This window comes from Rhodococcus jostii NBRC 16295, from assembly GCF_001894825.1.
In the GTDB taxonomy this organism is placed as follows: domain Bacteria; phylum Actinomycetota; class Actinomycetes; order Mycobacteriales; family Mycobacteriaceae; genus Rhodococcus_F; species Rhodococcus_F jostii.
This window is the reverse complement of record NZ_BCWY01000058.1, coordinates 31,114-55,298: the sequence shown is the minus strand read 5'-3', so window position 1 is coordinate 55,298 and position 24,185 is coordinate 31,114. Positions and strand designations below refer to the sequence as shown.

At 67.5% G+C, this 24,185-nt stretch carries 23 protein-coding genes and 1 pseudogene; 6 read left to right on the top strand and 18 right to left on the bottom strand.

The features are described from left to right. Position 1: 1 nt before the first annotated feature. Positions 2–1,393 carry a WS/DGAT/MGAT family O-acyltransferase gene (locus tag RJ1_RS30000; protein ID WP_073366144.1) on the bottom strand — a complete coding sequence of 464 codons (1,392 nt, stop codon included), beginning with the start codon at positions 1,391–1,393 and terminating at the stop codon, positions 2–4. 336 nt (positions 1,394–1,729) lie between these two features. Between RJ1_RS30000 and RJ1_RS29995 the strand changes: the two genes are divergently transcribed. Together RJ1_RS29995 and RJ1_RS29990 are read left to right on the top strand one after the other, a co-directional pair. Further along, the gene (locus RJ1_RS29995; RefSeq protein WP_073366143.1) at positions 1,730–2,401 is read left to right on the top strand and encodes a type 1 glutamine amidotransferase; all 672 of its coding nucleotides are present in this window, start codon (positions 1,730–1,732) and stop codon (positions 2,399–2,401) included. A gap of 97 nt (positions 2,402–2,498) precedes the next feature. Continuing rightward, positions 2,499–2,903: a VOC family protein gene (locus RJ1_RS29990; protein WP_073366159.1), complete on the top strand. Its 405-nt coding sequence runs from the start codon at positions 2,499–2,501 to the stop codon at positions 2,901–2,903. Positions 2,904–2,907: 4 nt separating this feature from the next. Here the strand turns inward: RJ1_RS29990 and RJ1_RS29985 are convergent, their stop codons facing one another. From RJ1_RS29985 to RJ1_RS29975, 3 genes are all read right to left on the bottom strand, one after another. After that, positions 2,908–3,891, bottom strand: a complete 984-nt coding sequence (locus RJ1_RS29985; protein ID WP_073366142.1) for a sigma-70 family RNA polymerase sigma factor — start codon at positions 3,889–3,891, stop codon at positions 2,908–2,910. A 63-nt stretch (positions 3,892–3,954) separates the two neighbouring features. Continuing rightward, on the bottom strand, positions 3,955–4,455 hold the full coding sequence (locus RJ1_RS29980; RefSeq protein ID WP_073366141.1) for an SRPBCC family protein: 501 nt from the start codon (positions 4,453–4,455) through the stop codon (positions 3,955–3,957). Then, positions 4,452–4,769: an ArsR/SmtB family transcription factor gene (locus tag RJ1_RS29975; protein WP_174695039.1), complete on the bottom strand. Its 318-nt coding sequence runs from the start codon at positions 4,767–4,769 to the stop codon at positions 4,452–4,454. The genes RJ1_RS29980 and RJ1_RS29975 overlap by 4 nt, the downstream gene beginning before the upstream one ends. Before the next feature lie 192 nt (positions 4,770–4,961). Between RJ1_RS29975 and RJ1_RS29970 the strand changes: the two are divergent. Beyond that, positions 4,962–6,373 (top strand): annotated as a pseudogene (locus RJ1_RS29970) (alkaline phosphatase PhoX). Positions 6,374–6,405: 32 nt separating this feature from the next. Here the strand turns inward: RJ1_RS29970 and RJ1_RS29965 are convergent. Genes RJ1_RS29965 through RJ1_RS29955 form a run of 3 tightly spaced genes read right to left on the bottom strand, consistent with a single transcriptional unit; the run spans position 6,406 to position 9,316 of the window. Then, on the bottom strand, positions 6,406–6,861 hold the full coding sequence (locus tag RJ1_RS29965; protein WP_073366139.1) for a GtrA family protein: 456 nt from the start codon (positions 6,859–6,861) through the stop codon (positions 6,406–6,408). A 5-nt stretch (positions 6,862–6,866) separates the two neighbouring features. Beyond that, positions 6,867–8,810 (bottom strand): MDR family MFS transporter, encoded by a 1,944-nt coding sequence (locus RJ1_RS29960; protein ID WP_073366138.1) that lies wholly within the window; start codon positions 8,808–8,810, stop codon positions 6,867–6,869. Further along, a complete protein-coding gene (locus tag RJ1_RS29955; protein WP_073366137.1) occupies positions 8,807–9,316 on the bottom strand; it encodes a MarR family winged helix-turn-helix transcriptional regulator in 510 nt (169 codons plus the stop codon). Before RJ1_RS29955 ends, RJ1_RS29960 begins: the two co-directional genes overlap by 4 nt. A 117-nt stretch (positions 9,317–9,433) precedes the next feature. On the opposite strand from RJ1_RS29955, the gene RJ1_RS29950 reads away from it, so the two are divergent. Both RJ1_RS29950 and RJ1_RS29945 read left to right on the top strand, forming a co-directional pair. Beyond that, positions 9,434–9,841 (top strand): ArsR/SmtB family transcription factor, encoded by a 408-nt coding sequence (locus RJ1_RS29950; RefSeq protein WP_073366136.1) that lies wholly within the window; start codon positions 9,434–9,436, stop codon positions 9,839–9,841. Then, entirely contained in the window at positions 9,838–10,836 is a 999-nt protein-coding gene (locus RJ1_RS29945) for a cation diffusion facilitator family transporter (protein ID WP_073366135.1), read from the top strand. Before RJ1_RS29950 ends, RJ1_RS29945 begins: the two co-directional genes overlap by 4 nt. On the opposite strand, the gene RJ1_RS29940 is transcribed toward RJ1_RS29945, so the two are convergent. Genes RJ1_RS29940 through RJ1_RS29895 form a run of 10 tightly spaced genes read right to left on the bottom strand, consistent with a single transcriptional unit; the run spans position 10,829 to position 20,718 of the window. Beyond that, positions 10,829–12,190, bottom strand: a complete 1,362-nt coding sequence (locus RJ1_RS29940) for an FAD-binding oxidoreductase (RefSeq protein ID WP_073366157.1) — start codon at positions 12,188–12,190, stop codon at positions 10,829–10,831. The genes RJ1_RS29945 and RJ1_RS29940 overlap by 8 nt on opposite strands. Continuing rightward, positions 12,187–13,029 (bottom strand): sulfurtransferase, encoded by an 843-nt coding sequence (locus RJ1_RS29935; RefSeq protein WP_073366134.1) that lies wholly within the window; start codon positions 13,027–13,029, stop codon positions 12,187–12,189. Before RJ1_RS29935 ends, RJ1_RS29940 begins: the two co-directional genes overlap by 4 nt. Then, positions 13,026–13,745, bottom strand: coding sequence for an alpha/beta hydrolase (locus RJ1_RS29930; protein WP_073366158.1), 720 nt, complete (start codon positions 13,743–13,745; stop codon positions 13,026–13,028). The genes RJ1_RS29935 and RJ1_RS29930 overlap by 4 nt, the downstream gene beginning before the upstream one ends. 28 nt (positions 13,746–13,773) lie before the next feature. After that, a complete protein-coding gene (locus RJ1_RS29925) occupies positions 13,774–14,943 on the bottom strand; it encodes an acyl-CoA dehydrogenase family protein (protein ID WP_083400654.1) in 1,170 nt (389 codons plus the stop codon). A 6-nt stretch (positions 14,944–14,949) separates the two neighbouring features. Continuing rightward, a complete protein-coding gene (locus RJ1_RS29920) occupies positions 14,950–16,008 on the bottom strand; it encodes an ABC transporter substrate-binding protein (protein ID WP_083400655.1) in 1,059 nt (352 codons plus the stop codon). 25 nt (positions 16,009–16,033) lie between these two features. Next, positions 16,034–17,011, bottom strand: coding sequence for an ABC transporter substrate-binding protein (locus RJ1_RS29915; protein WP_073366133.1), 978 nt, complete (start codon positions 17,009–17,011; stop codon positions 16,034–16,036). A gap of 1 nt (position 17,012) precedes the next feature. After that, entirely contained in the window at positions 17,013–17,756 is a 744-nt protein-coding gene (locus tag RJ1_RS29910; protein WP_073366132.1) for an ABC transporter ATP-binding protein, read from the bottom strand. 6 nt (positions 17,757–17,762) lie between these two features. Further along, entirely contained in the window at positions 17,763–18,635 is an 873-nt protein-coding gene (locus RJ1_RS29905) for an ABC transporter permease (protein ID WP_073366131.1), read from the bottom strand. Continuing rightward, entirely contained in the window at positions 18,632–19,642 is a 1,011-nt protein-coding gene (locus RJ1_RS29900) for a ketopantoate reductase family protein (RefSeq protein ID WP_073366130.1), read from the bottom strand. Before RJ1_RS29900 ends, RJ1_RS29905 begins: the two co-directional genes overlap by 4 nt. Further along, positions 19,639–20,718 (bottom strand): LLM class flavin-dependent oxidoreductase, encoded by a 1,080-nt coding sequence (locus RJ1_RS29895; RefSeq protein WP_073366129.1) that lies wholly within the window; start codon positions 20,716–20,718, stop codon positions 19,639–19,641. Before RJ1_RS29895 ends, RJ1_RS29900 begins: the two co-directional genes overlap by 4 nt. Before the next feature lie 418 nt (positions 20,719–21,136). Between RJ1_RS29895 and RJ1_RS29890 the strand changes: the two genes are divergently transcribed. Continuing rightward, positions 21,137–21,715: a CGNR zinc finger domain-containing protein gene (locus RJ1_RS29890; protein ID WP_073366128.1), complete on the top strand. Its 579-nt coding sequence runs from the start codon at positions 21,137–21,139 to the stop codon at positions 21,713–21,715. Between the two features lie 125 nt (positions 21,716–21,840). Here RJ1_RS29890 and RJ1_RS29885 read toward each other — a convergent pair whose 3' ends face one another. Beyond that, positions 21,841–24,183: a glycoside hydrolase family 65 protein gene (locus tag RJ1_RS29885; RefSeq protein ID WP_073366127.1), complete on the bottom strand. Its 2,343-nt coding sequence runs from the start codon at positions 24,181–24,183 to the stop codon at positions 21,841–21,843. Positions 24,184–24,185: the final 2 nt, after the last annotated feature.

Genomic DNA, 24,185 nt, shown 5'->3' with positions numbered 1-24,185 from the left:
GTCAGATTCCGACCGCGCGCTCGAGGGCGCGCAGTTCGTGTCCCAGCCGGGCGGGGATCGACTTCAGGTCGGGCACCGCGCTCCGGCACCCGGTGACCCCGAACGAGATGATGTCGTCGTTGCTGGTGCAGGTGATGTTCAGGCCCTGACCGTCGACGGGCACCGACAGGGGGTAGATCGCGTCGAGCCGTGCGCCGTTCCAGTACAGCGGGGAACTCGGGCCGGGGACATTGGAGATGATCAGGTTGAACGGCGGACGCACCCGCGAGTTGTGGCCGAAGAGCATGCTCGCGCCGATCGGGGCGGCACCCAGAGCGCTCATGGCGAGGATCTGCGTGGCGCTCATCGAGCCGTACGCCTCCTTGCCTTCGCGCATGGACGTGCGGATGGTGTCGAGTCGATCCGCCGGGTCGGGCAGGTGCGTGCCCAGGTTGCACATGAGCACCCCGATGTTGTTGCCGTTCGACGCGTCGCGCTGAGCCTTCAGCGACACCGGGACCATCGCGATCAGCGGATCCGAAGGCAGGGCCTCCTGATCCTCCAGGTAGCTGCGCAGAGCTCCCGAGGACATCGCGAGGACGACGTCGTTGATGGTGGCGTCGGACAGCTTGGCGACGAGCCGGAGACGTTCGAGCGGCCACGACTGCGCCGCGAACTGGCGGGCGCCGGTGATCGGCACGTTGAACGGGGTCTTCGGCGCGGACAGGGCGAGCGGACCACCCTGGTCGCGGAACGCGCGGGACACGGTTCCGGCGAGCGCGGGCACGAGTCCGGCCACCTCGCCGACGGTGTCGCGGGCGGTGCGGAAAGTGGAACCGGCCAGGCCGGACAGGCTGAAGCCCTTCGACGGCGTCCGCTCCGGGCGCGGGCCCCGCGGCTGCCACGGCGCCGGCATGTCCCGGTCGTCCGAGTTCTCGCTGAGTGCCTGCCGCAGCATCTTCATCGCGGTGACGCCGTCGGCGACCGCGTGGTGGATCTTGGTGTAGACGGCGAACCGGCCGTCGCTCAGTCCCTCGATCAGGTGCATCTCCCACAGCGGGCGGCTGCGGTCGAGAAGCGACCCGTGCAGCCGGGAGCACAGCGCCATCAGCTCGGCCTCGCCACCGGGGGCGGGGAGGGCGTCGTGCCGGATGTGGTGACCGAGGTCGAGATCGTCCACGGTCTCCCAGCTCCACTGACCGAGCGAGGAGAAGGAGCGGTGCGCCCGCTTGGCGAGCCGGGGGGTGACGATGCCGTCGCCGTCGGCCAGCGCGCGGTCGAGCATCGCGCGCATGTCGTAGGTGTCGGCGCCTTCCGGAAGCTGGAAGATCTCCACGCCGCCGACATGCATCGGATGCTCGCGGGACTCACCGAGCAGGAACATCGAGTCGAGGGGTGACATGGGGAGCGGCATCTAAGGCCCTTTCCATCCCGAAGACGTCTTCCCGGATCGCGGGAGGGGTCGTCTGTGGTCTGAGGTAACGGGAGATGGTGACGTTCCGTTTGTCAGGGACCACCACCGGATAACTAATTGATATGGGACGGGTCACGAAAGAGTGACGCTCGTATTTCTACAGGTTTCGGGTGAGCCATGCCACTAGACAAGCGTCCAGTTGAGGGGGTGTCATTCGGGTGACCTACACCGAAAATGAACTCCGTGTGAACATCCCAATTTTGTGCACTCAGTGCGGAATTCGTCGACTGTAAAGGAGGATAGGGCCGAAAGTCCCTTGTTGGTAAGAATTGTCCCATGAACAAGCCATGGGCAGTCGTCAAACACGTGTCGTTCGAAGGGCCGGCGCTCGTCGGTACTCTGCTGGCAGAGCGGGGAATTCGGTACATCGAGTACCCCATGTACCGAGCGTCGGAGCTTCCGGCCGTTCACGACATCGGTGGCCTCGTGGTGATGGGCGGTCCGATGGGCGCACTCGATGACGTTACCCACCCGCAACTTCCGCGAGAGCGAAACTTCATCAAAGAATTTGTGGAAGCCGGACTCCCGATGCTGGGAATCTGCCTCGGCGCGCAACTTCTCGCCGCCTCGTTCGGTAGCGCGATCCGCCGGGGGCCGAGCCCGGAGAACGGTGCCGGGACGGTGACGGTGACCGAGGACGGAACGCGCGACCCCGTCTTCGGTTCGGTCGGAGCCGAGGTGCCCGTCGTCCACTGGCACGGCGACACCTTCGATCTCCCGGACGGCGCCGTCCGGCTCGCGGGCACTCGCCTCTACGAGAATCAGGGCTTCGCCATCGGCCACCGAGCGTACGGCTTGCAGTTCCACGTCGAACTGACCCGCAGGCAACTGTCGGTGATGCAGGACCACATGCCGCCGGGCACCGCGCCGTCGGGGGAGCACATGGACGACGTGGAGGCCGCCGGGCGAATCATGATCGGCTCGTTCCTCGACCTCGCGACGAGCTGAGGAGAATGCGGGAGCGATCGCCGATGAGTTTCGCGCGCCGCCGCGGTCTGTATCGATGACCTTCCGCACCGAGCGGAACCCGAGAAGGAGAATGCACATGTCCCGGATGCTCTTCGTGAACCTGCCGATCAAGAACCTCGACGCGACCAAGACGTTCTTCGGTGGACTTGGCTTCGAATTCGACTCCACCTTCAGTGACGATTCCTGCACCGCGATGGTGATCAACGACTCCACCTCGGTGATGCTCCTCGTCGAGTCCCGGTTCAAGGACTTCATCGAAGGCGGCATCTGCGACACCTCGAAGGCCGTCGAGGCCCTGATGTGTATCTCGGCCGACAGTCGCGAAGAGGTGGACACCCTCGTCGACACGGCGCTCGCGTCCGGCGGGACGTCGTGGGGCAAGCTTCAGGACGAAGGCTTCATGTACGGACGCGCGTTCCGTGACCTGGACGGCCACGTCTGGGAGGTCATGTGGATGGATCCCACCGCCGTCCCAGCGTAGGGGATCAGGCGGGCGGGGTCTCCGGCAGTCCGAACTTCTCGAACAGATCGACGTCGAAGAAGCAGACGACGTGGGAGACCCCGTCGGCCGTCACGTCCAGGACGTGGAGCTGAAACGGCCGGTGGACACCGTCCTCGCCGCGCATGTACAGGCCGAGCGCCGGCTGTCCGTTGGCGGCGGTGGGCACCAGACGCATGTCGCCCGGCCCCTTGGCCGGACAGTTTCCTCTGATCAGGGTGCCGATCGAGGCTCCGCCGCGGTACCAGCCGTCGAACGGGGGCATCTCCCAGACCGCCTCCTTGGTGAAGAGGTCGACGATCGCGTCGATGTCGTAGTCCTCGAACGCGGCGACGTACCGGTCGAGCAGCTCGCGCTCCTCCGGGGACTCCGGTTCGACCAGGGTGTCGGCGGTCGGTGTGGCCAGTTCGAGCTGCGCGCGAGCCCGCTGCAGCAGGCTGTTGACCGCCGTCGTGGTGGTGCCGAGTGCCGTCGCGACCTCCGACGCCTTCCACTGCAGCACGTCGCGCAGGACGAGCACGGCGCGCTGACGTGCGGGAAGATGCTGGAGGGCGGCGATGAACGCCAGCCGCACCGATTCGCGCGACGTCACGACGGTGGCCGGATCGCTCGCGTCGTCGTCGATGAGCCGGTTGGGGAGCGGTCCGAGCCACGGCACCTCGTGCCGCTCGACGAGGTCGGCGGAGGGGTCGGAGTCCGGAGCGCCCAGCCCGCTGGGCAGCGGACGCTTGGACTTGCTCTGCAACGCCGTCAGGCACGTGTTGGTGGCGATCTTGTACAACCACGTCCGCAGTGACGCCTGATGCTGATACCCGTCGTAGCCGCGCCAGGCGCGGATGAACGTCTCCTGCATCTGGTCTTCGGCGTCGTGAAGCGAACCCATCATGCGATAACAGTGGGCAAGCAACTCGCGCCGGTAAGGGTCGGCGAGTGCGAGGAAATCATTGTCGAGCGACTGCGCAGCCGTCATGGTTGGAGCTTACTGCTGCCGTCCGACAGATGTCGGTCCTCGCGCCCCGCCGACCCGGGCGGCTCAGCCCCAGTTCACCATCGGCTGCCCCGTCTCGAGGAGCGACTTCATTCCGCTGAGAACCTCGTTCCAGCCGCCGCCCGCACCCTCGGACTCCCGCCTGCCCGCGACCATTTCGGCCAGGCCCGGTGCGTTGGTGAGGTCGTGGGTGACAGTCAGTTTCGCGACTCCCGGCCGGCTCGACTGCACGATCTCGTAGGTGAGGGTGGTGAAGCCCTCCACGTTGTCGGCGTCCATCAGCATGCGCCACGTCTGGACCAGCTTCTTCGGCGGATCGGATTCGATCACCTCGCCGTCGATGATCACGTCCGGCACCCCCGGGTAGGCCTTCATCGCGTCGTCGGCGCGGGATTGGAACGCACCGCCCGATCGGAGGTCGTAGTCGACCAGGCCGCCGTAACCGTATTGCTGCGACCACTCGGGTTTGGTGATGGCGTCCCAGATCGCCTCCGGCGTCGCCTTGATGTACACCGCGTAGATCTGGATTGTGTCGGCGGTAGTCATTTCTCTTCCTCCAGTTCGGATTTCAGCTGAGCGAGCGCACTGGTGTGACGCTCGGTGTACTTGTCGATCCACCGGTTGTGGATCAGCTGTATCGGCACGGGGTTGAGATAGTGCAGCTTCTCCCGGCCGGAGCGGCGCGTGACGACGAGCCCCGCGTCCTCGAGCACGCGCAGATGTTTCATGACCCCGAATCGCGTCATCTCGACCTGCGACTCGAGCTCGGTGAGCGTCTGACCGTCGTGGGCGAACAATCGGTCGAGAATCAGGCGGCGGGTCGAATCGGCCAGCGCCTTGAAGACGTGATCGTCGTCCATGAATCGAGAATAGGTGACCATTTAGTCACATGTCAACGCCTGTGAGTACTTGTCAACCGCGGGCGGTTATCAAGTACTCACAGGCGGAAGTTCGCACGCGGTTCACGTGCGGGCCACGGTGTGTCCACGATGCAGGGGATTGCGATACCTACCGTCCGGAGGTCCCGGTCAGTCACATGGAGGTTTCAGACAGTGTCCACTGCACCACTCAACCGCCGCGATTCCTCGGTCGCACTGCGCTCACCGGGCTCGGTGTGGCACTCGCGGGCAGCGTCGACGCCCTCGTCCGTCCGGCGTTCGCGTCCGCGGCGCCGGGGCAGGCGATCGGCTACGGACCGCTCGTGCCGGATCCGAACCGCATTCTCTCGCTGCCGGTGGGTTTTTCGTACACCGTCGTGTCCCGTTCGGGTGAGACGCAGTTGGACGGGGGCGTCCCCGTGCCGAGTGATCCCGACGCCATCGGGGTGTTCGCGCGACCCGGCGGTTCCACACTCGTCACCAATCACGAGATCGGCAGTGACGAACCGTTTGGCGTGCCCGCGCTCGACGGATTGACCTACGACTCGGGTGCGCGCGGCGGCACGACCACGACCGCGGTCGGCTCGGACGGGACACGGCAGGGCCAGTACGTCAGCGTCGCGGGCACCGTGAACAACTGCGCGGGTGGCATCACCCCGTGGGGTACGTGGTTGACCTGCGAGGAGACGGAGGCTCGCGCGGGGGAGGACGGGTTCCTGCTCGACCACGGTTACGTCTTCGAGGTGGACCCGGCGAGCCAGGAGGCGAACAAGGGCAAAAGCCCTGTGCCCCTGAAGTTCCTGGGACGGTACGCACACGAGGCCGTGGCGGTGGATCCGTCGTCGAGCACGATCTACCTCACGGAGGACGCGTCGGGGCCGAACGGGCTGTACTACCGGTGGACGCCGCCGCAGGGTTTCCGTGGCGGGCCGAACGCGCTGCGCGAGCTCGCACAGTCGTCGGGCGGCGACACCGCGGGCGCTCTCCAGGCGATGGCATGCTTCCAGGGCGGAACGCACGTGCCCGACCTGTCGCAGGCCACCGAGCCGGGCACCGTGTACTCCGTGCAGTGGGTCGGTGTGCCGGACCGTGACGCGACGAGCACGTCGGTGCGCAAGCAGTTCGGGAACGACGCCGTCACCCGGAGCCGCAAGCTGGAGGGACAGTGGTGGGGCGACGGCGGCGTCTACTTCGTCGCGAGCTACGCACGGACCAGCGACGGCAGCGTCGCCGAGCACGACGGCCAGGTGTGGTTCTTCGACCCGGCGAAGCAGACGGTCACGCTGAAGCTCCTGTTCGGTGTCAATCCCGATCCCGCTGTCGACACCGGACAGTACGACGGACCAGACAACATCACCGTCTCGCCGTACGGCGGCGTGATCCTCGCGGAGGACGGTGAAGGAATCAGCCACCTCGTGGGCGTCACGGCGGAGGGTGAGCCGTTCGCGATGGCTCGGAACGAGTTGAACGACAGCGAGTTCTGCGGTCCGGCATTCAGCGCGGACGGGAAGATCCTGTTCGCGAACATTCAGTTGCCGGGGCTGACCCTGGCGATCAGGGGTCCGTGGCACCGTCCCCTGCCGTGAGTACTTGTTAACCGCGGGCGGTTAACAAGTACTCACGGGCCGGAGGCAAAGACCCAACCGCGGAGCGCGAGGAAGCGCAGGCCCCCGACGAGGGCGCTGACGGCGACGACGAGGGCGACCTGCACCAGTCCGTCGGTGCCGGGGAAGAGTGTGCCCAGGAGGGCGAGTGCGATCGTGCTGACGGCCAGGCCGAGCAGTGCGAGCGTTCCGCCTTCCCACTGGGCGACGAACCAGCGGACGCGGTCAGCCGCCCGGAAGGTGAGCCGACGGTGGAGTTCGTTGGCCAACATCGAACTGGTCACCACGCCGACCAGGTTGGCGACGAACGACCCGTACACGTCGAGGGTGAAGAACGCGAGAGCGTAGAGCACATTGCTCGACGTGCCCACCAGGGTGAACCGGGTCAACTGAGCGAGCACGCCGCCGGCCCGCCCACGTAGAGGGGGATACGTGGACGAGCCGACGGCGTCGTGGAACTGGACGATCATCTCATTCAGCGGATGAGGGCGCCGTTGCCGGTGTCCGTCATCTGCCCGCCGCCGAGGACGCCGGCCACTTGATCTTCGCTCAGTCCCAGCTCGCGCAGGCGATCCCAGACCGCGTCGAATTCGACGAGCTTGGCATTGAGATCGTTGCGCAGGCGATTGACCTCGTCGCGGATCTTCTCGGCCTCGTCGATCGCCTCCAGCGTCTGCTCCGGCTGGGGCAGGAGCATGGAGAGGAGACGGTCGCGGGCGTCGGCGCTCAACCCGGCGAAGGGCTGGTGCTGATCCGCCGGTGCCTCGTGCCTGCCGCCGCGGATGTCGGATGACTGGATCGGCGCCGTGTCGGGTTCGAGTGCGTAGTCCGGGATGGGGGCGTACTCGGGTTCCTGGACGGGCTCCTGCTCGCTCGACAGGTCGATGGTGCGACGCAGGGGGCGGTTGGGCAGCAGGATGACGGCGATCAGGGTGATGACGGCGACGACGGCGGCGATCAGGAAGATCCGGCCGGTCGCGTCTCCGTATGCGGCGCGGATGACGCCCTGGACGGGAGCGGGCATGGACGTCAGGTCCAGGCTTCCGCCACCGCTGCCCGACCCGCTCTTGATGCCGATCTTCGCGAAGCCGTCGGCCGACAGGTCGGCGACACGGGTGGCCAGCACCGAACCGAGAACCGAGACGCCGATCGCGCCACCGAAGGTCCGGAAGAAGGCGACCGAGCTGGAGGCTGCACCGATGTTCTGGACGCTGACGGTGTTCTGCACGGCGAGCACCAGGTTCTGCATCAGCATGCCCATGCCGAGGCCGATGATCGCGATGTAGGTGCCGACCAGGGTCAGGCTGGTTTCGTGATCGATGGTGCCGAGCAGTCCGAAGCCGATGATCATCAGCACGGCGCCGCCGACGACGAACGGCTTCCACTTGCCGAAGCGGGTGATGAGCTGTCCGGATCCGACCGTGCCGACGAGCATGCCGGCAACCATCGGGATGGTGAGCACGCCGGCCATGGTGGGGGTGTAGCCGCGTGAGGTCTGGAAGTACTGACCGAGGAACGTGGTGGAACCGAACATGCCGACACCGACGGCGATGGACGCGATGATGGCGAGGCCGGTGGTCTTCTCGGTGACGATCTTCAGCGGGATGATCGGCGACTTGGCCTTGGCTTCGACGAGGATCGTCGCGGCCAGCAGGAGCACACCGGCTCCGACGTACATGACCGTCTCGCGGGAGAACCACTCGTAGTAGCCAGCCTTGCCGGCGAACGAGACCCAGATGAGCAGGATGGACACACCGGCGGTCAGCAGCAGGGCGCCGAGCCAGTCGATGGAGACGTCGTCCTTCTTCTCGGTGGCGAGGTGCAGCGTGCGCTGCAGCAGGATCAGTGCGATGACGGCGAGCGGCACACACACGAAGAAGCACCAGCGCCAGCCGAGGGGGCTGTCGACGATGACGCCGCCGAGGATCGGGCCGCCCGACATCGACACGGCCATGACGGCACCCATGTAGCCGGAGTAGCGACCGCGCTCACGGGGCGAGACGATGGTGCCGATGATGGCGACGACGAGGGCCGTCAGACCACCCATGCCGATGCCCTGGATGACACGTGCGGTCAGCAGGATCGGGACGTTGTGCGCGAAGCCGGCGATCACCGAACCGATGACGAAGATGACGATCGCACTTTGGACGAGGACCTTCTTGTTGAACAGGTCCGCGAGCTTGCCCCAGATCGGGGTGGAGGCGGCGTTGGCGAGCAACGCGCTGGTGATGACCCAGGCGTACGCGGTCTGCGTGCCCTTCAGGTCACCGATGATCGTCGGAAGAGCGGTGGCGACGATCGTGCTGCTCAGCAGTGCGGTGAACAGCGCCGCGAGCAGGCCCGTGAGGGCTTCGAGGATTTGTCGGTGCGTCATGGCCGTCGTCTCTTCAACCGGCGGCCGAGTCTGTGTTTCGGTCATACGCTGTGTGTTCCAATCGGGTTCGAGCTCGTGACGATCCGGTGTTCTGGATCGAAGAGTGTTTCCTTCAGGTGCCGGATGGACTCGAGGGCAATCGCTGCCTCGGTCTCGTTCCACCCGGTCATCAATTTCTGCATTCGTTCGGCCCGCTGTGTTCTCACGTGCTTCACGTACGCCATTCCCTCCGGCGATACGCGTATTCGAAACGCGCGTCCGTCGGCGGGGTCCGAGTGGCGGGTGACGTAGCCGACGTCCACCAGATCGGTGATCTGGCGACTGAGTGAGGACTGGCTGACACACAGCTCGGTGGCGAGTTCGTTCTGCCGGCATTCCCCCCGAGCCGCGAGGACGAGGAGGACCCCCGTCAATGCGCGCGGGATGTGACCGTCGCCTTCCGACACCAGGGCATCGCGAAGCACGCGGCCGAAGAGGAAGACCTCGTCGATGAGCGCTTCGGTGGTGCCCAGGGATACGGACGACACGGAAGGCACTGACGAGACGGACATGGCAACCCCTGAAGGACGACTTACTTGATGCAAGCAACTATATACATCGTTAGTGCAAGCAAGTAAGTCATTTCGGTGTCTGATGCATCACAAAACGAAGTGACCTATTATCTGCGTATGAATGCAGATAAGCGTGCTTGTCGGCGCCGGCTCGACGAAGACCAAGTAGGGCTGGTGGTCGAAGTGTTCCGCATGCTGGCTGACGCCACCCGGGTGCAGGTGCTCTGGCAACTCGTGGGCGGCGAACTGTCGGTGAACGAGCTCGCCGAACGGGTGGGGAAGCCGGCGCCATCCGTCTCGCAGCACCTCGCGAAGCTTCGGATGGCTCGGTTGGTGCACACGCGCAGGGAGGGCACCTCCATCTATTACAGCGTCGCCAACGAGCACGTGCAGCAGCTGGTCACCGACGCCGTGTTCAACGCCGAGCACGCGGGCCCCGGCATCCCCGGGCACCACCGCGCCACCAGCGACCTGCAGGTCATCCACGAGAGCACGGGCCTCGCCGCGGGAGGAGAAGGCTCGTGAACGGTCACGACCATCCGCATAGCCACGGCCACGGCCATCCCGGCGGGGTGCGCGGGGCGTTCCGTGAGATCTTCGCCCCGCACAGCCACGACTCCGCCGACAGCGTCGACGACGCACTCGAGGCGAGTGAGATCGGTATCCGGGCGGTGAAGATCAGCCTCGTGGCGCTGGGCGTCACGGCCCTCGCCCAGGTGATCGTGGTGGTGCTGTCCGGTTCCGTCGCACTCGCCGCCGACACAGTCCACAACTTCTCGGACGCGCTGACGGCGGTCCCGCTGTGGATCGCGTTCGCCCTCGGCCGGCGGGCGGCCACCCGGCGGTTCACGTACGGGTACGGCCGGTCGGAGGACCTCGCCGGCCTGTTCGTCGTCGCGATGATCGCGTTGTCCGCGGTCGTTGCGGGTGTGGAGGCGACCCGGCGCCTTCTCGACCCCGTGCCCATCCACCATCTCGGCTGGGTGGCTGTCGCCGGTGTCATCGGTTTCGCAGGCAACGAATGGGTGGCGCTGTACCGCATCCGGATCGGACGGCGGATCGGTTCCGCCGCCCTCGTGGCCGACGGACTGCACGCGCGGACCGACGGATTCACCTCTCTCGCCGTGGTATTGGGCGCCGGCGGCGTCGCCGTCGGAATTCCGCTCGCCGATCCCGTGGTGGGCCTGATGATCACGGCCGCGATCCTGCTCGTGCTGAGGACCGCCGCCCGCGACGTGTTCCGGCGGCTGATGGACGGCGTCGACCCCGGACTCGTCGACGCCGCCGAACGGGCACTCGCCGCCGAACCGGGCGTCGTCGGTGTGCGGAGCGTGAAGATGCGCTGGATCGGGCACCGCCTGCACGCCGACGCCGAACTCGACGTCGACCCCTCGACCAGCCTGCGCGACGCGCACCGCGTCGCGCACACCGCGGAACACACCCTCACCCACGCGGTCCCGAAGCTGAGCACCGCCCTCATCCACGCCTACCCGGCGCACGACGTGGAGCCTGTCAGATAGCTTTGCCCGGGTTCAGGATGCCCAATGGGTCGAACACTGTCTTGATGCCGTGGAGCAGCCCGCCGACGTTCTCGTCGATCTCCTGGCCGAGCCACTGCTTCTTGAGCAGTCCGACTCCGTGCTCTCCCGTGAGGGTGCCACCGAGACGCAGCGCCGCCTGGAACACGTCGCCGGCCGCTGCCCAAACGTGCGGCGGGACCACCGATCCGGAGTCGACGACGAAGATCGGGTGCAGGTTGCCGTCTCCGGCATGCGCCATCGTGGCGACGGTCGCGTCGTGGTCGGCGGCGATACGGCCGATCTCGTCGGTCATGGCACTGAGTTGCGAGCGGGGAACGGCCACGTCCTCGATGAGTACCCGGCCGAGCCGTTCGAGGGCGGGGAGCGCGCCCCGGCGCACCCGGACGAGGGCATCGGCTGTCGCCGCGTCCTCGCTGATCTCGACGTCCCCGGACAGCGGACGCAGGATCTTCTCGATCAACCGCGCCTCGCTCGACGATCCGGGACCGTCCGTCTGCACGAGCAGGAACGCTTCGCCACGCGCGGACAGGCGGGTGCCCTCGGCGGCGTCGAGGGCCCGCAGGCACACCCCGTCCAGGAGTTCGCAGACCGCCGGTTGCAGCCCGGCGGCGGTGATGGCGGACGCCGCGGCAGCAGCCGCCGTGATCGAGGGGAAGTACGCGGAGACGGTATCGGTGGACGCCGGCGCGGGGCGAAGCCGGAGAGTGGCCTCGGTGATCACGCCGAGGGTTCCCTCCGACCCGACCAGCAGGGATGTCAGATCGTATCCGGCCACGCCCTTCACGGTGCGTCGCCCGGTGCGGACCACCCGGCCGTCGGCGAGCACCACCTCGAGGCCGAGCACGGAATCCTTCGTGACGCCGTACTTGGCGCAGCGGAGACCGCCCGCATTGGTTGCGATATTGCCGCCGATGGTCGAGATGCCCACGCTGCCCGGGTCGGGGGCGTACCGCAGGCCGACCCGGGCAGCGGCGTCGTCGATCTCGGCGGTGACCACACCGGCCTGCGCCCGGGCCACCTGGTCGAGTTCGGAGATCTCGAGGATCGCGTTCATCCGTTCGAGGCTGAGCACCACCTCGCCGTTGCGGGCAACCGCCCCACCCGACAGGCCGGTGCCCGCACCGCGCGTCACCACCGGAACCCGGTGCCGTGTCGCGAGAGCCAGCAGTTCCGACACCTGCTCGGTGCTTTCGGCGAACACGAGGGCGGTTGGGGCGCCGTCGGGTTCCCAGCCCGAGCGGTCGATGCTGTGTGCTGCCAGTGCTCCGGGATCGAAGACCGCGGACGAGCCGAACAGTGCGTCGAGTTCCTTCTCGAAGACGGTGTCGGTCATCGCGGGTCGGGACCGGTGGAGACCGGACGGCCGGGGTCGGAGGACCACTGCGACCACGAGCCCGGGTAGAGGACGGCGTCGACACCGGCCAAGGCGAGGGCAGCGACCTGGTGGGCGGCCGTCACTCCCGATCCGCAGTACACGCCGACCGTCGTGCCCGGCTCGGCGCCGACCGCGGTGAACCGCGCACGCAGCGCGTCGACACTCGCGAAACGCCCGTCGGGACCGAGGTTCTCCGACGTGGGGGCGCTGCGGGCACCGGGAATGTGTCCGGCCTTCGGGTCGACCGGCTCGGTCTCGCCCGAATACCGTTCGGCGGCGCGGGCATCGAGGAGAACGCCCTCCGTCGCGAGGGCGGCAGCTTCGTCGGCGGTCAGGGTGGGGAGCTGACCCTCGGTCAGGATGATGTCGCCGGGTGCGGCGGGGTGCTCGTCTCCGGACCGCGTCGGGAGTTCGGCTGCGGTCCAGGCGGCGAGCCCGCCGTCGAGAAGCCGCACATCCGCAACGCCGGCCCAGCGGAGCAGCCACCACGCGCGGGCCGCGGCCAGGTTGCCCGTGTTGTCGTAGGCCACGACCGGCGTGCCGGCGGTGAGTCCCCAGCGGCGGGCTGCGGCCTGCAGGTCGGCGACCGCGGGCAACGGGTGACGACCGAGCGCGGGTTCCCCGTGTGCGGCCAGTTCGGTGTCGAGGTCGACGAACACCGCACCCGGGATGTGGGCGGCCAGATAGTGCTGACGACCCTCGGTGTCACCGAGGGCCCACCGCACGTCGAGGACGGCGGGGGGAGTGTCGCCGTGCAGGGCAGCATTCAGTTCCTCGGCGGTCACGACAGTGGTCATCGCACATTTTCCTTCCTGATCAGTTCCGGAAGCTCGGAACCGACCTTGAGTGACTCGAGGAACACTACGACCGACGCCGCGACACTGCGATGGTTCAGCGAGTTCAGTACGTCGTGCCGGCCCTGCGTCACCGACAGCAGCCGGACGGCGGGGGCGTCGGCGTACCGTGCGCGGGCGTCGGCGAGGGGACTCACCGCGTCGTCGGCGCCGTGCAGCGCGAGAACGGGAAGCCCCGTCCGCGGGGTGACGCTGCGCAGTTCCGGGGGAATCCGGTCGGCCGTCAGCAGCCCGGGGGTCAGCAGGTCCGGGTCGGTGAGGCGTGCCTGCTGGGTGGGGCAGCTGGCGCGGGCGTCGATCTCGTCGTCCCAGGTCCGGGACCCGTCGCCGGCGGGCAACCCCACGAGAATCAGTGCGTCGGCTTCGACCGCGGCGTCCTGCACCAGGTGCAGAGCGCGGAGCGCGCCGACGTCGATGCCGACGAGGATCCGCGGTGACACGGCGGCCGGCGAATCGAGCTGCGCCCGCGCGTCGGCGTGCGCGTCCTCTCCGACGATTCGTACTCTGTAGCCGTCGGCGGCGAGGCGCTTCCCGAAACGCTCATACACCATCGGGCTTTCGCCGCGTCCGGGGAGGACGACGAGTGTGCCGCGAGGGCCGATTCCCTCGGGCTCGTCGAATTGTGCGACCGCCTGGTGGTAGCCGAGATCTGTACTCACTGTCACTTCGCTTTCTTCTGCAGGAAAGTCATGGTCGTTCGGTCCGGAAGTCGAGCGCGGCGCGCCCGAGAATGGAGAGTGTCGTATCTTCCTGGGGTGCATGGACACCTGCCGACTGCGCGTTCCGGAAATGGCGTTCGAGCGCATTGTCGCGGCTGAGTCCCGGGTTGCCGAGGGCACGAACGGCGATTCCGACGGCATCGGTGAGGTGACGCACGGCGAGCACGCGGGCGCCGAGGAGTTGCGTGGCGGGGACGTTCTCGCCCGCGTCGACCCGGCGGAGCATGCCGAGCACCAGGTTCTCGGCGCCACTGAGCAACAGGTCGATCTCGCCGGCGAGATCGCGGAATCGGTCTGTGGTCGCGAGGGGCCGTCCGAGGTTGGACGGGACCCGCTCGTGGGCGAATCGGTGAAACTCCTGCTGCGCCGCACGGGCGACGCCCAGATACAGTGCCGCCAGAGTGGTGTTCAGGGTTGCGTGGGCCTGGTTGTCCTGGGCGCCGGCGGACGCGTCGGTCAGCCCGATCACGTTGCCTAGTGGAACCGCGACGTCCCGGAACTCCACATCCACCGACCCACTGGCGCGGAGGCCGAGCATGTTCCAGTTGTCGCCGATCACGATGCCCTCGCTCGACGCGGGCACCACGAACGTGCCCACCCGGGTCTCCGCCTCGTCGGTGCGTGCCCACACCAGGAAGTAGCTCAGGCCGTGGGCGCCGGTCACGAACCGCTTGGTCCCGGAGAGTGCCCACCTGGACGCGGTGCGGCGGGCGGTCGTGGCGGGCAGGCCGCCGCGAGCTGGAGAGCCCAGTTCGGGTTCGACGCGGGCGGCGTTGAGAAGTGTTGCTTTCCCGTGTGATTCGCCCAGCACCTGCGCATAGAGATCCTCGGGCCACACCGGGCGTGCCGCCTGACCTGCGTGGGTGAACAGCGTCATCGCGGAGATCAGCGCGACGGACGGATCGCCTTCCCCGAGCGCCCGGAGGATGCGCGCGGTGTCGGTGGCTCCGATGTTCGCTCCGCCGTAGCGCTCACCGACAGTGGTCGTCAGTAGCCCGGCCCGGTGGACGGCGTCGATACCGTCGGCGGGGAATGCGCCGGCACGATCCGCCTCTGCCGCGAATCCCGCCAGTTCCGCCGCCACCTCGGCGAGGTCGGCGTCGGCGAGCCCGGGGTGGACGCTCTCGGCTGTCGCCATCACGCGTTACTTTCCGGCGGCAGCGGCGGGCTGCCTGTCCAGCGCTGCCGACAACTCCGCGTCGAGACCGTCCGACCACAGTTCGGCAACGTCCACCCTGCCGGGCAGCGCACCGATCTCCTGCAGTGAGTCCGCGACCCGCTGCTGGTTGGCGCGGACCTCCGCGTCCGCGACCCGGATCCCGGTGGGGCGCTGCGCCTCACCGTCGGTGATCTGCTGCAACGCGCTGTCCACGGGTTGCTTGGTGGCCGTGGCCGTGCGCTCGGCGAACTCCTGCTGGTGGCCGTCGCGGATGTACGCATACGCATCGTTCACCCGGCTCATCAGATCGGCGACCGCGGCGCGTTGGCTGGCGTTGTCGAGAAGGGCGTCGCGGACGCTCCACGGGAAGTTCCCGGACAGGATGTCCCGACCCGAGCCGATGGTCTTCGACCCGCCCTGGTGGGCGTTGATGATCGTGTTGCCATAGCTGGCGAACGCGTCGACCGAACCACCGTTGAGCGCCGCGAGGCCATCGTTGGGGAGTAGGGGCTGGGCCTGGATGTCGTTCCAGCTCAACCCGTTCTGCTTCAGCAACTCGTTGAGGAAATAGGCGGCGGTGGTGTTCTTTACATACCCGACCTTCTTGCCCTTCAGGTCGGCGACCGAGCCGAGTGGCGAATCCGGGCCCACCACCACTTCCTGCAGCAGGGTGGTGCCCGTCTGCACCGCGACCTGCTCGAACTTCACGGTGCCGCCCGCTGCGGCGAAGAGCGGCGGAATCTCACTGGACTGGGCCACGTCCAACGCGCCCGACTGCAGGGCCTGCAGTTGCTGGTCGCCGCCGGAGAAGACGGCCCACTCCACCTTGTACGGGGTGTCGGCGAGGCCCGCCACCTCGAGCGCCGACTCGATGGTGTTCCACCCGGTGGCTCCCACCTTGATCGACACGGTGGACAGGTCGACGGTGTCGGCGGATCCGGTGCTTCCGGTGTCGTTTCCGCTGGTGCAGCCGGTGAGGGCCGCCACGGTCACCATGGTGGCGGCGAGCGCAGGCCACACCCGTCCCCTACGTATGGTTCTCATGATGCTGCTCCGTTTCGGTCGGCGATCACGCCGGATACAGGTCGGTGACGGTCGTGGCGGCGACGTCGACGTTGGGATTCAATGCTCCGACGGCGTTCATGGTGTCGGCCACCTGCTGCACCGACGCGATGACGTCGGGGGTGAGCGGGGTCGTGGATCGCACACCCTGGTCGACGAGAATCCGGGCGGTCTCGAGCGGAATATTGTTCGCCTTGGCGATGGCGGCAGCCCAGTCGTCGGGGTTCTCCTGCGCCCATCGGACGGCGGTGCCGAGGCGCCCGATCAGATCGTGCAGGGCTTCCCGCTTCGCCGTGTCGGCGAGGGCTGCGTCCGTAGCACTGAGAATGCCGACGCCCGAGGTTCTTCCGTCGGTGCCGTCCACCAGCAGCTTGCCGCCGCGGGAGAGCCCGACGTTGCCGAAGATGCCGAACGTGGCCCACACGTCGATGTTTCCGCTGACGAAGGCGGCCTGCGCATCGGTGGGCAGCAGGTACTGCACGGTGACGTCGGAGTACTTCAGCCCGGCGTCCTCGAGTGCGCGCACCAACAGGTATTCGGCGATGCTGCCCCGTGCGGACGACACGGTGACGGTCTTGCCCTTCAGGTCCGCGACGGACTTCACGGAAGAATCGCCCTGCGCGATGATCACGGTGCCGGTGCCGTCGCTCTGCAGTCCGGCGACGGACTTGATCGGGACGCCGCCGCTGATCGCCTGCAGGGTGGGTACGTCGGCCGCGTACCCGGTGTCGACCGACCCGCCCTTGACCGCCTCGAACAGCGGTGCAGCGCCCTGGAACTGGGCCCACTCGATGCCGTACGGCGCGCCGTCGAGCGCGCCCGACGCCTCGGCCAGCACCTGCAGGCCCTTCACCTGGTCGCCGAGCTTCAGGGTGACACCGGAACTGTTGCTCGCGGTGTTGCCCTCGGAGCTGCACGCGCCCAGGGCGAAGACCGCCGTAGCCGCGACGAGGGCCGCGGTGATCTTTCGGATGGAGTGTGTCATGTCAGCCTGTCTTTTCGAGAGGAGTGTCGATGTCGGCGGTCACGTCGACGCCGAGCCAGCCCAGTAGACGACGCCGGTTCTGCACGAACTCGGCCGAGCCGATGTCGCGGGGGCGAGGAGTCTCCAGCCGGACTTCGTGCGCGATGTGACCGTTGTCCATCACCAGCACCCGGTCGGCGAGAAGGAGCGCCTCTTCCACGTCGTGGGTGACCATCAGTACCGCGCAGCCGTGCTTGATCCACAGGTCCGCGACCAGCGCCTGAGCCTTCGTCCGGGTCAGGGCGTCCAGTGCCCCGAACGGCTCGTCGAGCAGAAGCAACTGTGGTTCCCGGACCAGCGCACGCGCGAGGGAGACGCGCTGCGCCTCGCCGCCGGACAGCGTCTTGGGCCACTTGCCCGCGCGGTCCTCCAGCCCGACCTCCGCGAGGTAGCGGGTGGCCAGGGCCCGGTCGGGTCGTCCGGGCAGGCCGAGCACCACGTTGCGCCACACCCGTTTCCACGGCATCAGACGCGGGGCCTGGAAGCCGACGGCGCGGCGCTTCGGCACCAGGACTTCGCCCTCGATGTCGACGTCGAGGCCGGCGAGAATGCGGAGAAGGGTGCTCTTGCCGCAACCGCTGTGCCCGAGAAGAACAACGAATTCGCCTGCACTGATGTCGGTATCGAGGTTTTCGAGCACGGTGCGGTCGCCGAAACGCCGGGTGAGGCCGCGGATGCGGACCGCGTGGGTGGTGTCAGTGCTCATGGCCCGTCACTTTCCGTCGAACGAGGCTTGCCAGGACAGGAGGACCTTCGACAGCAGGCGCACCACCTGGTCGGAGATCAGACCGAGCACCGCGTAGACCACGAGGCACACCACGATGACATCGGTCTGGAAGAAGTCGCGTCCCGTGTTCATGAGGTAGCCGATTCCCGCGCTCGCGTTGACCTGTTCGGCGAAGACGAGCGCCAGCCAGGCGGTCCCGAGCGCGTAGCGCAGTCCCACGAGCGCACCCGGCAGTGCGGCGGGAAGGATGACGTGCCGGATCAGCCCCAGACGTCCGAGCCCCAGTGTTTCGCCCGCCTCGATCAGCTGGGAGTCGACGGTGCGGATGGCGCCGTAGATGTTGAAGTACAGCGGGAAGCACACGCCCAGTGCGACGAGGGCGATCTTGGGGGTCTCGTCGATGCCGAACCAGATGATGAACAGCGGGATCAGACCGACCCACGGCACCATCCGGATCATCCCGAGCGTCGAGTCGAGGAGGTCCTCGCCCAGCCGGAACAGTCCGGCGAGCAGGGACAGCACCAGTGCGACGGCGCCGCCGATGACGAACCCGACCACGACCCGCTTCGCCGACGCGAGGATGGCGTCGGGAAGCTGACCGTCCGACCACAGCGACGTTCCCCGGGAGAGCACGTCGAGCGGGGCGGCGAGGACATCGGGATGAAGCAGCCCGGTGACGGAGAAGAGATGCCACGCCACCACCACGAGGACCGGGCCGACGGCCCGCCGCACGGCACGCGGTGGGCTCCAACTGCGGCGCGGCTTGCGCGGGGTGATGGACACGAGATCCGACTCGGTGCTCGCGGTCGGACCCTCGCCCCGAACCCGTTCGGGGACGTCGGCCAGTTGCTGGGTCATGGGACGGATCCTTCGAGTCGGGCAGTTCCCACGACATCGGCGAGACGACGGCTTCCGGGTGCCTCGCGGTCGAGCGAGGCCCGGCCGAGGGCTTCCTGCAGGCGGTCGTTGACGGGGGTGGGCACGCCGTGCAGACGTCCCAGCAGCGAGATCTCACCGTTGAGGTAATCGGTCTCGACGGTGTCGGACCCGCGAGCCAGGCTCTGCCAGGTGGACTTTCGTTCGACACTGTGACCGTCGATCGGGGCGATACTCAGCCCGCTGCGGTCCTGGGTGGCCTCGGTAGCGTGGTCGGCGAGCGTGATCCCGGCGGCGGCGAGGACGGCGAAGGCCTCGGATTCGAGTGCCCCCGTGGTGGCCTCGATCTCGGTGTCGTCGGCTTCGAAGATGTCCACGGCATTCAGGAGGTTGCCGATCAGCTTGGTCGCCTTCCACCTCTGGATGTCGTCGACGACCTGGGTAGTGACGTCGACCCGGCGAAGGTCGGCGGCGATCGACTCGGCGCGGTCGTCGGCGCCGGACGGATAACGTCCGAGCCACACGAGTGCGACGGCGGGGGTGCCCGCCGCGATGACACGACCCGGCTCCACGTGGGTGCCCGGAATCCAGATGGACGCCCCATAGACGTGGTGGAACCTGCGCAGCGCGGTCCGTTCGCTCTCGATGCCGTTCTGCAGCGTGACGACCGGGACCACCCGGGCGGCGGCCTCGTCGGAACCCTCGACCGGGCGCCACGCCCAGTCGTGCAGGGCCTGATCCGCCTGCTGCGCCTTGACGGCCAGCACCAGGACGTCGCCGCGGCGCAGCGTCACTGCCTCGGGCCCGTCCACCACGTCGACGGGCACCCGGATCTCGCCTTCGGGCCGCACGTAGCGCAGACCCTCGGACTTCAGTGCCCGGTAGGTGTCGCCGCGGGCCACCAGAACGTAGTCGATTCCGTTGAGATGAAATTGTGCGGCGAGGGTGGCTCCGACGGCACCGGCGCCGACCACCACGTACCGGGTCATGCTGCACGCTCCCGGGATTCGAGCTCCTGACGCACCAGCGGCAGCACGTAGCGACCGTAGTCGATGGCGTCGTTGATGTTGTCGTAGCCGCGGATCGAGATCAGTTCGGCGCCGAGGTCGACATAGTCGAGGATCGCGGCAGCCACAGTCTCGGGTGTTCCGACCAGTGCCGTCGACGCGCCGCGGGCTCCGGTCGCAGTGGCGGTCGGAGTCCACAGTGCACGATCGTGGAGTTCGCCGCGGGCCGCGATGTCCAGAAGTCGCTGCGAACCGACGTTCTGCACTCCGCCGTCGGCCCGGACCGCGGCCGCAGCGCCGTTTCCTTCGAGCCTCGACAGAACGCGGTGCGCCTTCTCCCAGGCCAGTTCCTCGGTGGGTGCGATGATCGGGCGGAAGGTGACCCAGATGCGGGGGCGGTCGGTGCGTCCGGCCAGCCTGGCCTGCTCGAACACGGCGTCCATCTGCTCCTTCGTCTCGGCTAGAGGCTCGCCCCACAGGCCGAAGATGTCACCGAGCGCACCGCCGACGCGGTAGGCGTCGGGGGACGATCCGCCGACGGAGACGGGGATCGTGCCTGCGAGCGGGCGGATGGCGGACTGGAAGTTCTCGAAGCTGTAGTACTTGCCGCTGTGATCGAAGGGTTCCGCGGACGACCACACCTTCCGGAGGATGTCGACGTATTCCGCCGACCGCTCGTATCGTCCTGCCTTGTCGAGTCGATCGCCTTCGCGGGCCTGTTCAGCGGTGTTGCCGCCGGAGATGATGTGCACGGCGGCGCGTCCGGAGCTGAGCTGGTCGAGCGTGGCGAGGGCCTTCGCCGCGACCGTCGGGTACATGGTGTTGGGGCGCAGCGCGACCAGCGGCCGGACACGTTCGGTGTGCTGGCTGACGGCGGCGGCGACACCGAACGGATCCCAGCCCGAGGAGCCGTAGGGCAGCAGCGTGTAGTCGAAACCCGCCTCGTCGAGGGTGCGGGCGTAGCGGGCCAGGAACTTCGGATCGATGCCGGTGCTGGACGTGGGGTTCAGCTCGGTGGAGTCGTTGACGTAGCTCGCACTGATGAATTCGACAGGCAATGGACTTTCCTCAGCAGTAGTTCGCGGTGAGTGGTTCGGGGACCGCGCAGCGTAGTGCCGCGCGTGACGGGACGCGCGGCGACCAGCGGGCAGGTGTGGAATCGGTGGCCGGAAAGGCCGAGACGGAACGTGTCAGCGACAGCGACAAGCAGCGCCGACGAACGTCATGAAGTCCACGACGCGTCGGCGGGTGAGGGCGGTTCCTGCTGTCTGCACAGCCAGTACCTAACGGGATTCCAGAGTGACCTGTCAAGGGACTCACGCACTTGTGATGTGCTCAACATGATTTTAAGTCGGGCGTCCCTTCCGTTGCGGCGCATAGTTGCTCAGGGGAGTTGACTCGGCCGCAGTGGCCGGACATTGTGGGATTCTCCGAAGACCAGCGAAAGGGGAGGTCCGAGTGTCGAGACCGCCGGTGATGGAAACGAAAGATCAACGAAGACTGGGATTTCCGTTCCGATCGGGAAGCCTGTGTCTCGATTTCGTCGCAACGGTCGCCAAGCGGGACATGAACGACCGCGAGATGCTGGTGGATGCGGAGAGTCTGCAGACGTGGTTCTACGTGGCCGGACTTCCCGCGGCGCAGGAGCCGCTGGACGAGTCGCGGCTCGTCGACGCGCGTGATCTGCGTGAGGCCCTGAACACCCTGACGCGCGCGCGAGTGGACGGATTGCGGCCCGCACCGGCGGCCGTCGACATCCTCAACAGCGCAGCCTCTATCGCCACCCCCGCGCCGGTGCTCGCCTACGACGCCGGCACCGTCCGACCTGTCGATCCGGTTCCGGTGGAGTCGGTGCTGTCGGTCGTGGCGCGGGACGCCATCGACCTCTTCTCGGGCGAGTACAAGAACAGGATCAGGCGCTGCCTGGGCCACGAGTGCTCACTCTATTTCGTGGACCGGTCCAGGCAGGGCGCCCGACGCTGGTGCTCGATGGCGGCGTGCGGAGAGAAAGCGAGTTCGGCCGCCTATCGGAGACGCCACGGCGCCACAAGGTAACCGCACCGGCGCCGGGCCGGGTTCCGCGTGCCGCGGAGGCGAGAGATCGTACTGACGCTCCACTCGTTTCATCGACAGGGCTGTTTCGGCCCTGAGGAGTGGAAGAGTGACGGGTCAGTGCACTCTCAGCCCCCGCGACGCACGGGTGCCCGGCCGTACGGTTGCCGTACGGCCGGGGTGCTCGGCACTTCCGGGATCGGCCGTGTCACCGGGAAAGAGTTGAGTGTGAAGGAGTTCCCGTGGTGGGTGAGCTGAACCGGTTCGCCGGACAGCAGGCGGTAGGTGGCGGTGTTGGCGCGGATGTCCACGTGGATCTGGCTGCCCCGCACTGTTATCCGGAACGAGAGATTGACCAGCTGAGGGGGAATTCTGGGGGCGAAGGAAATCTCGCCGCTGTGGTCGCGCATTCCGCCGAATCCTGCGACACACGCCATCCACGTCCCGGCGAGTGACGCGATGTGCAGCCCGTTCTCGACGTTGGCGTGGAGGTCGTGGAGATCGGTCAGCGCGGCCTCGGCGAGGTAGTCGTAGGCGAGTTGGAGTTGCCCGACCTCGGCGGCCATCACGGACTGCACACACGCGGAGAGGGACGAGTCCCGCACCGTGAGGGCCTCGTAGTAGGCGAAATTCGCGACCTTCTCTTCGTCGGTGAAGGCATCGCCGCGCAGGTACATCGCCAGCACCAGGTCGGCCTGCTTCACCACCTGCTTGCGGTAGAGGTCGAAATACGGGTAGTTGAGCAGCAGCGGATAGTTTTCGGGCGGTGTCCCTTCGAAATCCCATTCGGCGTGGTGGGTGAACGAGTCGGATTGCTGATGCACGCCGAGGGCGAGATCGAAGGGAATTCGCATGTGCTCGGCGGCATCTCGCCAGAGCGCTGCTTCCTCGTCGTCCACATCGAGTTCGCGCGCCAGTCCGGGTCGTCTCTCGCAGGCGGCCGCCGCGTCGCGCAGATTCTTCTGTGCCATCAGATTGGTGAACACGTTGTTGTCGGAGACGGCGGTGTACTCGTCGGGTCCGGTGACACCGTCGATCCGGAACTCGCCCTGCGCATCGTGGTGGCCGAGAGACGTCCACAGCCGGGCGGTCTCCACGAGCAGTTCGACGCCGCACTCGGCTTCGAACTCCTCGTCCCCGGTCGCGGCCAGGTACCGGGACGTGGCGGCGGCGACGTCGGCCCCCACGTGGAACGCCGCGGTTCCCGCAGGCCAATATCCGGAGCACTCTTCGCCGTTGATCGACCGCCATGGGAACACGGCGCCGGCCTGCCCCAACTGGACGGCGCGGTTCTTCGCTTTGTCCAACGTCGAGTGCCGCCACCGCAGTGCGTCGCGCGCCGAATCCGGCACCGTATACGTGAGGAGGGGGAGTACAAACGTCTCGGTGTCCCAGAACGCGTGTCCGTCGTACCCCGGTCCGGTCAGACCTTTCGCGGGGATCGCGCGGGACTCACCGCGAGCACCGGCCTGCAGCACGTGGAACAGCGCGAATCGCACCGCCTGCTGTAGTTCCGCGTCGCCGTCGATCTCGACGTCCGCCGTTTCCCAGAAGGCGTCGAGGTACTCGCGCTGTCTTTTCAGCAGCGTTTCCCAGCCGGTTTCGAGCGCGCCGGCCAGCGCTCCCTCGACCTGGCCGCGCAGGGCCGGCGTCGATCGCCGCGCCGACCACCCGTAGGCCAGGTATTTCGTCACCTTCAGCCGTTCACCTTGCGGAACGTCGACGGCCACGGTGAGCCGGGCCAGGTCCTCCTCGGTCTCGATACTGCACCGCCCGCCGGCGGGGTAGTCGATCTCGTGGTCCATGCCCGCGGCCATCCGAAGTCCCGATGCCCGGGTGTGGTGTGCGAGGACGGCCCGGAAGTCGTGGGCAGCAGCGAAATCGGAGATCAGCGGGCTGTCCAGTGCGGCGGCGACTCGCGGGTCGTCGGTACGCACCGGGATGGCCTCGTTGGCGAGCAGGTCGGACTGCAGGACGAGTTCGATGTCGCCGTCGAGCGGCTCGACCTCGTAGTGGATGGCGGCGACTGCGCGTGACGTGAACGAGACGAGTCGCTCCGAATGGATCCGCACCCGGCGGCCGGTCGGGGACGTCCACTCGGTGGTGCGGCGCAGGGTGCCCGAACGGAAGTCGAGGACGCGCTCGTGGGCGGGTGCGCTCCCGTATCGCATGTCCATGGGCTCGTCCTCCACCAGGAGGCGGATGATGCTGCCGTCGGTCACGTTCACGACCGTCTGGCCGTCCTCCGGGTAGCCGTAGCCCGCCTCGGCGTAGGGGAGGGGGCGTTGCTCGTAGAACCCGTTGAGATAGGTGCCGGGGAGGCCTCGCGGTTCACCCTCTTCGAACGTGCCACGAATCCCGATGTGTCCGTTGGACAGTGCGAAGGTGGACTCGGTGGCGTGCAGTGCCTGCAGATCCAGTCCGCGCCATTTCAGCTGCCACGGTGAGATCTCGTAGCCCTTGTCGTCCATGC

What these genes read in the sequence shown, in the direction of transcription:
- RJ1_RS30000 (WP_073366144.1), bottom strand. Translation starts at nt 1,393, where the DNA reads ATGCCGCTCCCCATGTCACCCCTCGACTCGATGTTCCTGCTCGGTGAG.
- RJ1_RS29995 (WP_073366143.1), top strand. Translation starts at nt 1,730, where the DNA reads ATGAACAAGCCATGGGCAGTCGTCAAACACGTGTCGTTCGAAGGGCCG.
- RJ1_RS29990 (WP_073366159.1), top strand. Translation starts at nt 2,499, where the DNA reads ATGTCCCGGATGCTCTTCGTGAACCTGCCGATCAAGAACCTCGACGCG.
- RJ1_RS29985 (WP_073366142.1), bottom strand. Translation starts at nt 3,891, where the DNA reads ATGACGGCTGCGCAGTCGCTCGACAATGATTTCCTCGCACTCGCCGAC.
- RJ1_RS29980 (WP_073366141.1), bottom strand. Translation starts at nt 4,455, where the DNA reads ATGACTACCGCCGACACAATCCAGATCTACGCGGTGTACATCAAGGCG.
- RJ1_RS29975 (WP_174695039.1), bottom strand. Translation starts at nt 4,769, where the DNA reads ATGGACGACGATCACGTCTTCAAGGCGCTGGCCGATTCGACCCGCCGC.
- RJ1_RS29965 (WP_073366139.1), bottom strand. Translation starts at nt 6,861, where the DNA reads ATGATCGTCCAGTTCCACGACGCCGTCGGCTCGTCCACGTATCCCCCT.
- RJ1_RS29960 (WP_073366138.1), bottom strand. Translation starts at nt 8,810, where the DNA reads ATGACCGAAACACAGACTCGGCCGCCGGTTGAAGAGACGACGGCCATG.
- RJ1_RS29955 (WP_073366137.1), bottom strand. Translation starts at nt 9,316, where the DNA reads ATGTCCGTCTCGTCAGTGCCTTCCGTGTCGTCCGTATCCCTGGGCACC.
- RJ1_RS29950 (WP_073366136.1), top strand. Translation starts at nt 9,434, where the DNA reads ATGAATGCAGATAAGCGTGCTTGTCGGCGCCGGCTCGACGAAGACCAA.
- RJ1_RS29940 (WP_073366157.1), bottom strand. Translation starts at nt 12,190, where the DNA reads ATGACCGACACCGTCTTCGAGAAGGAACTCGACGCACTGTTCGGCTCG.
- RJ1_RS29935 (WP_073366134.1), bottom strand. Translation starts at nt 13,029, where the DNA reads ATGACCACTGTCGTGACCGCCGAGGAACTGAATGCTGCCCTGCACGGC.
- RJ1_RS29925 (WP_083400654.1), bottom strand. Translation starts at nt 14,943, where the DNA reads ATGGCGACAGCCGAGAGCGTCCACCCCGGGCTCGCCGACGCCGACCTC.
- RJ1_RS29920 (WP_083400655.1), bottom strand. Translation starts at nt 16,008, where the DNA reads ATGAGAACCATACGTAGGGGACGGGTGTGGCCTGCGCTCGCCGCCACC.
- RJ1_RS29915 (WP_073366133.1), bottom strand. Translation starts at nt 17,011, where the DNA reads ATGACACACTCCATCCGAAAGATCACCGCGGCCCTCGTCGCGGCTACG.
- RJ1_RS29910 (WP_073366132.1), bottom strand. Translation starts at nt 17,756, where the DNA reads ATGAGCACTGACACCACCCACGCGGTCCGCATCCGCGGCCTCACCCGG.
- RJ1_RS29905 (WP_073366131.1), bottom strand. Translation starts at nt 18,635, where the DNA reads ATGACCCAGCAACTGGCCGACGTCCCCGAACGGGTTCGGGGCGAGGGT.
- RJ1_RS29900 (WP_073366130.1), bottom strand. Translation starts at nt 19,642, where the DNA reads ATGACCCGGTACGTGGTGGTCGGCGCCGGTGCCGTCGGAGCCACCCTC.
- RJ1_RS29890 (WP_073366128.1), top strand. Translation starts at nt 21,137, where the DNA reads ATGGAAACGAAAGATCAACGAAGACTGGGATTTCCGTTCCGATCGGGA.
- RJ1_RS29885 (WP_073366127.1), bottom strand. Translation starts at nt 24,183, where the DNA reads ATGGACGACAAGGGCTACGAGATCTCACCGTGGCAGCTGAAATGGCGC.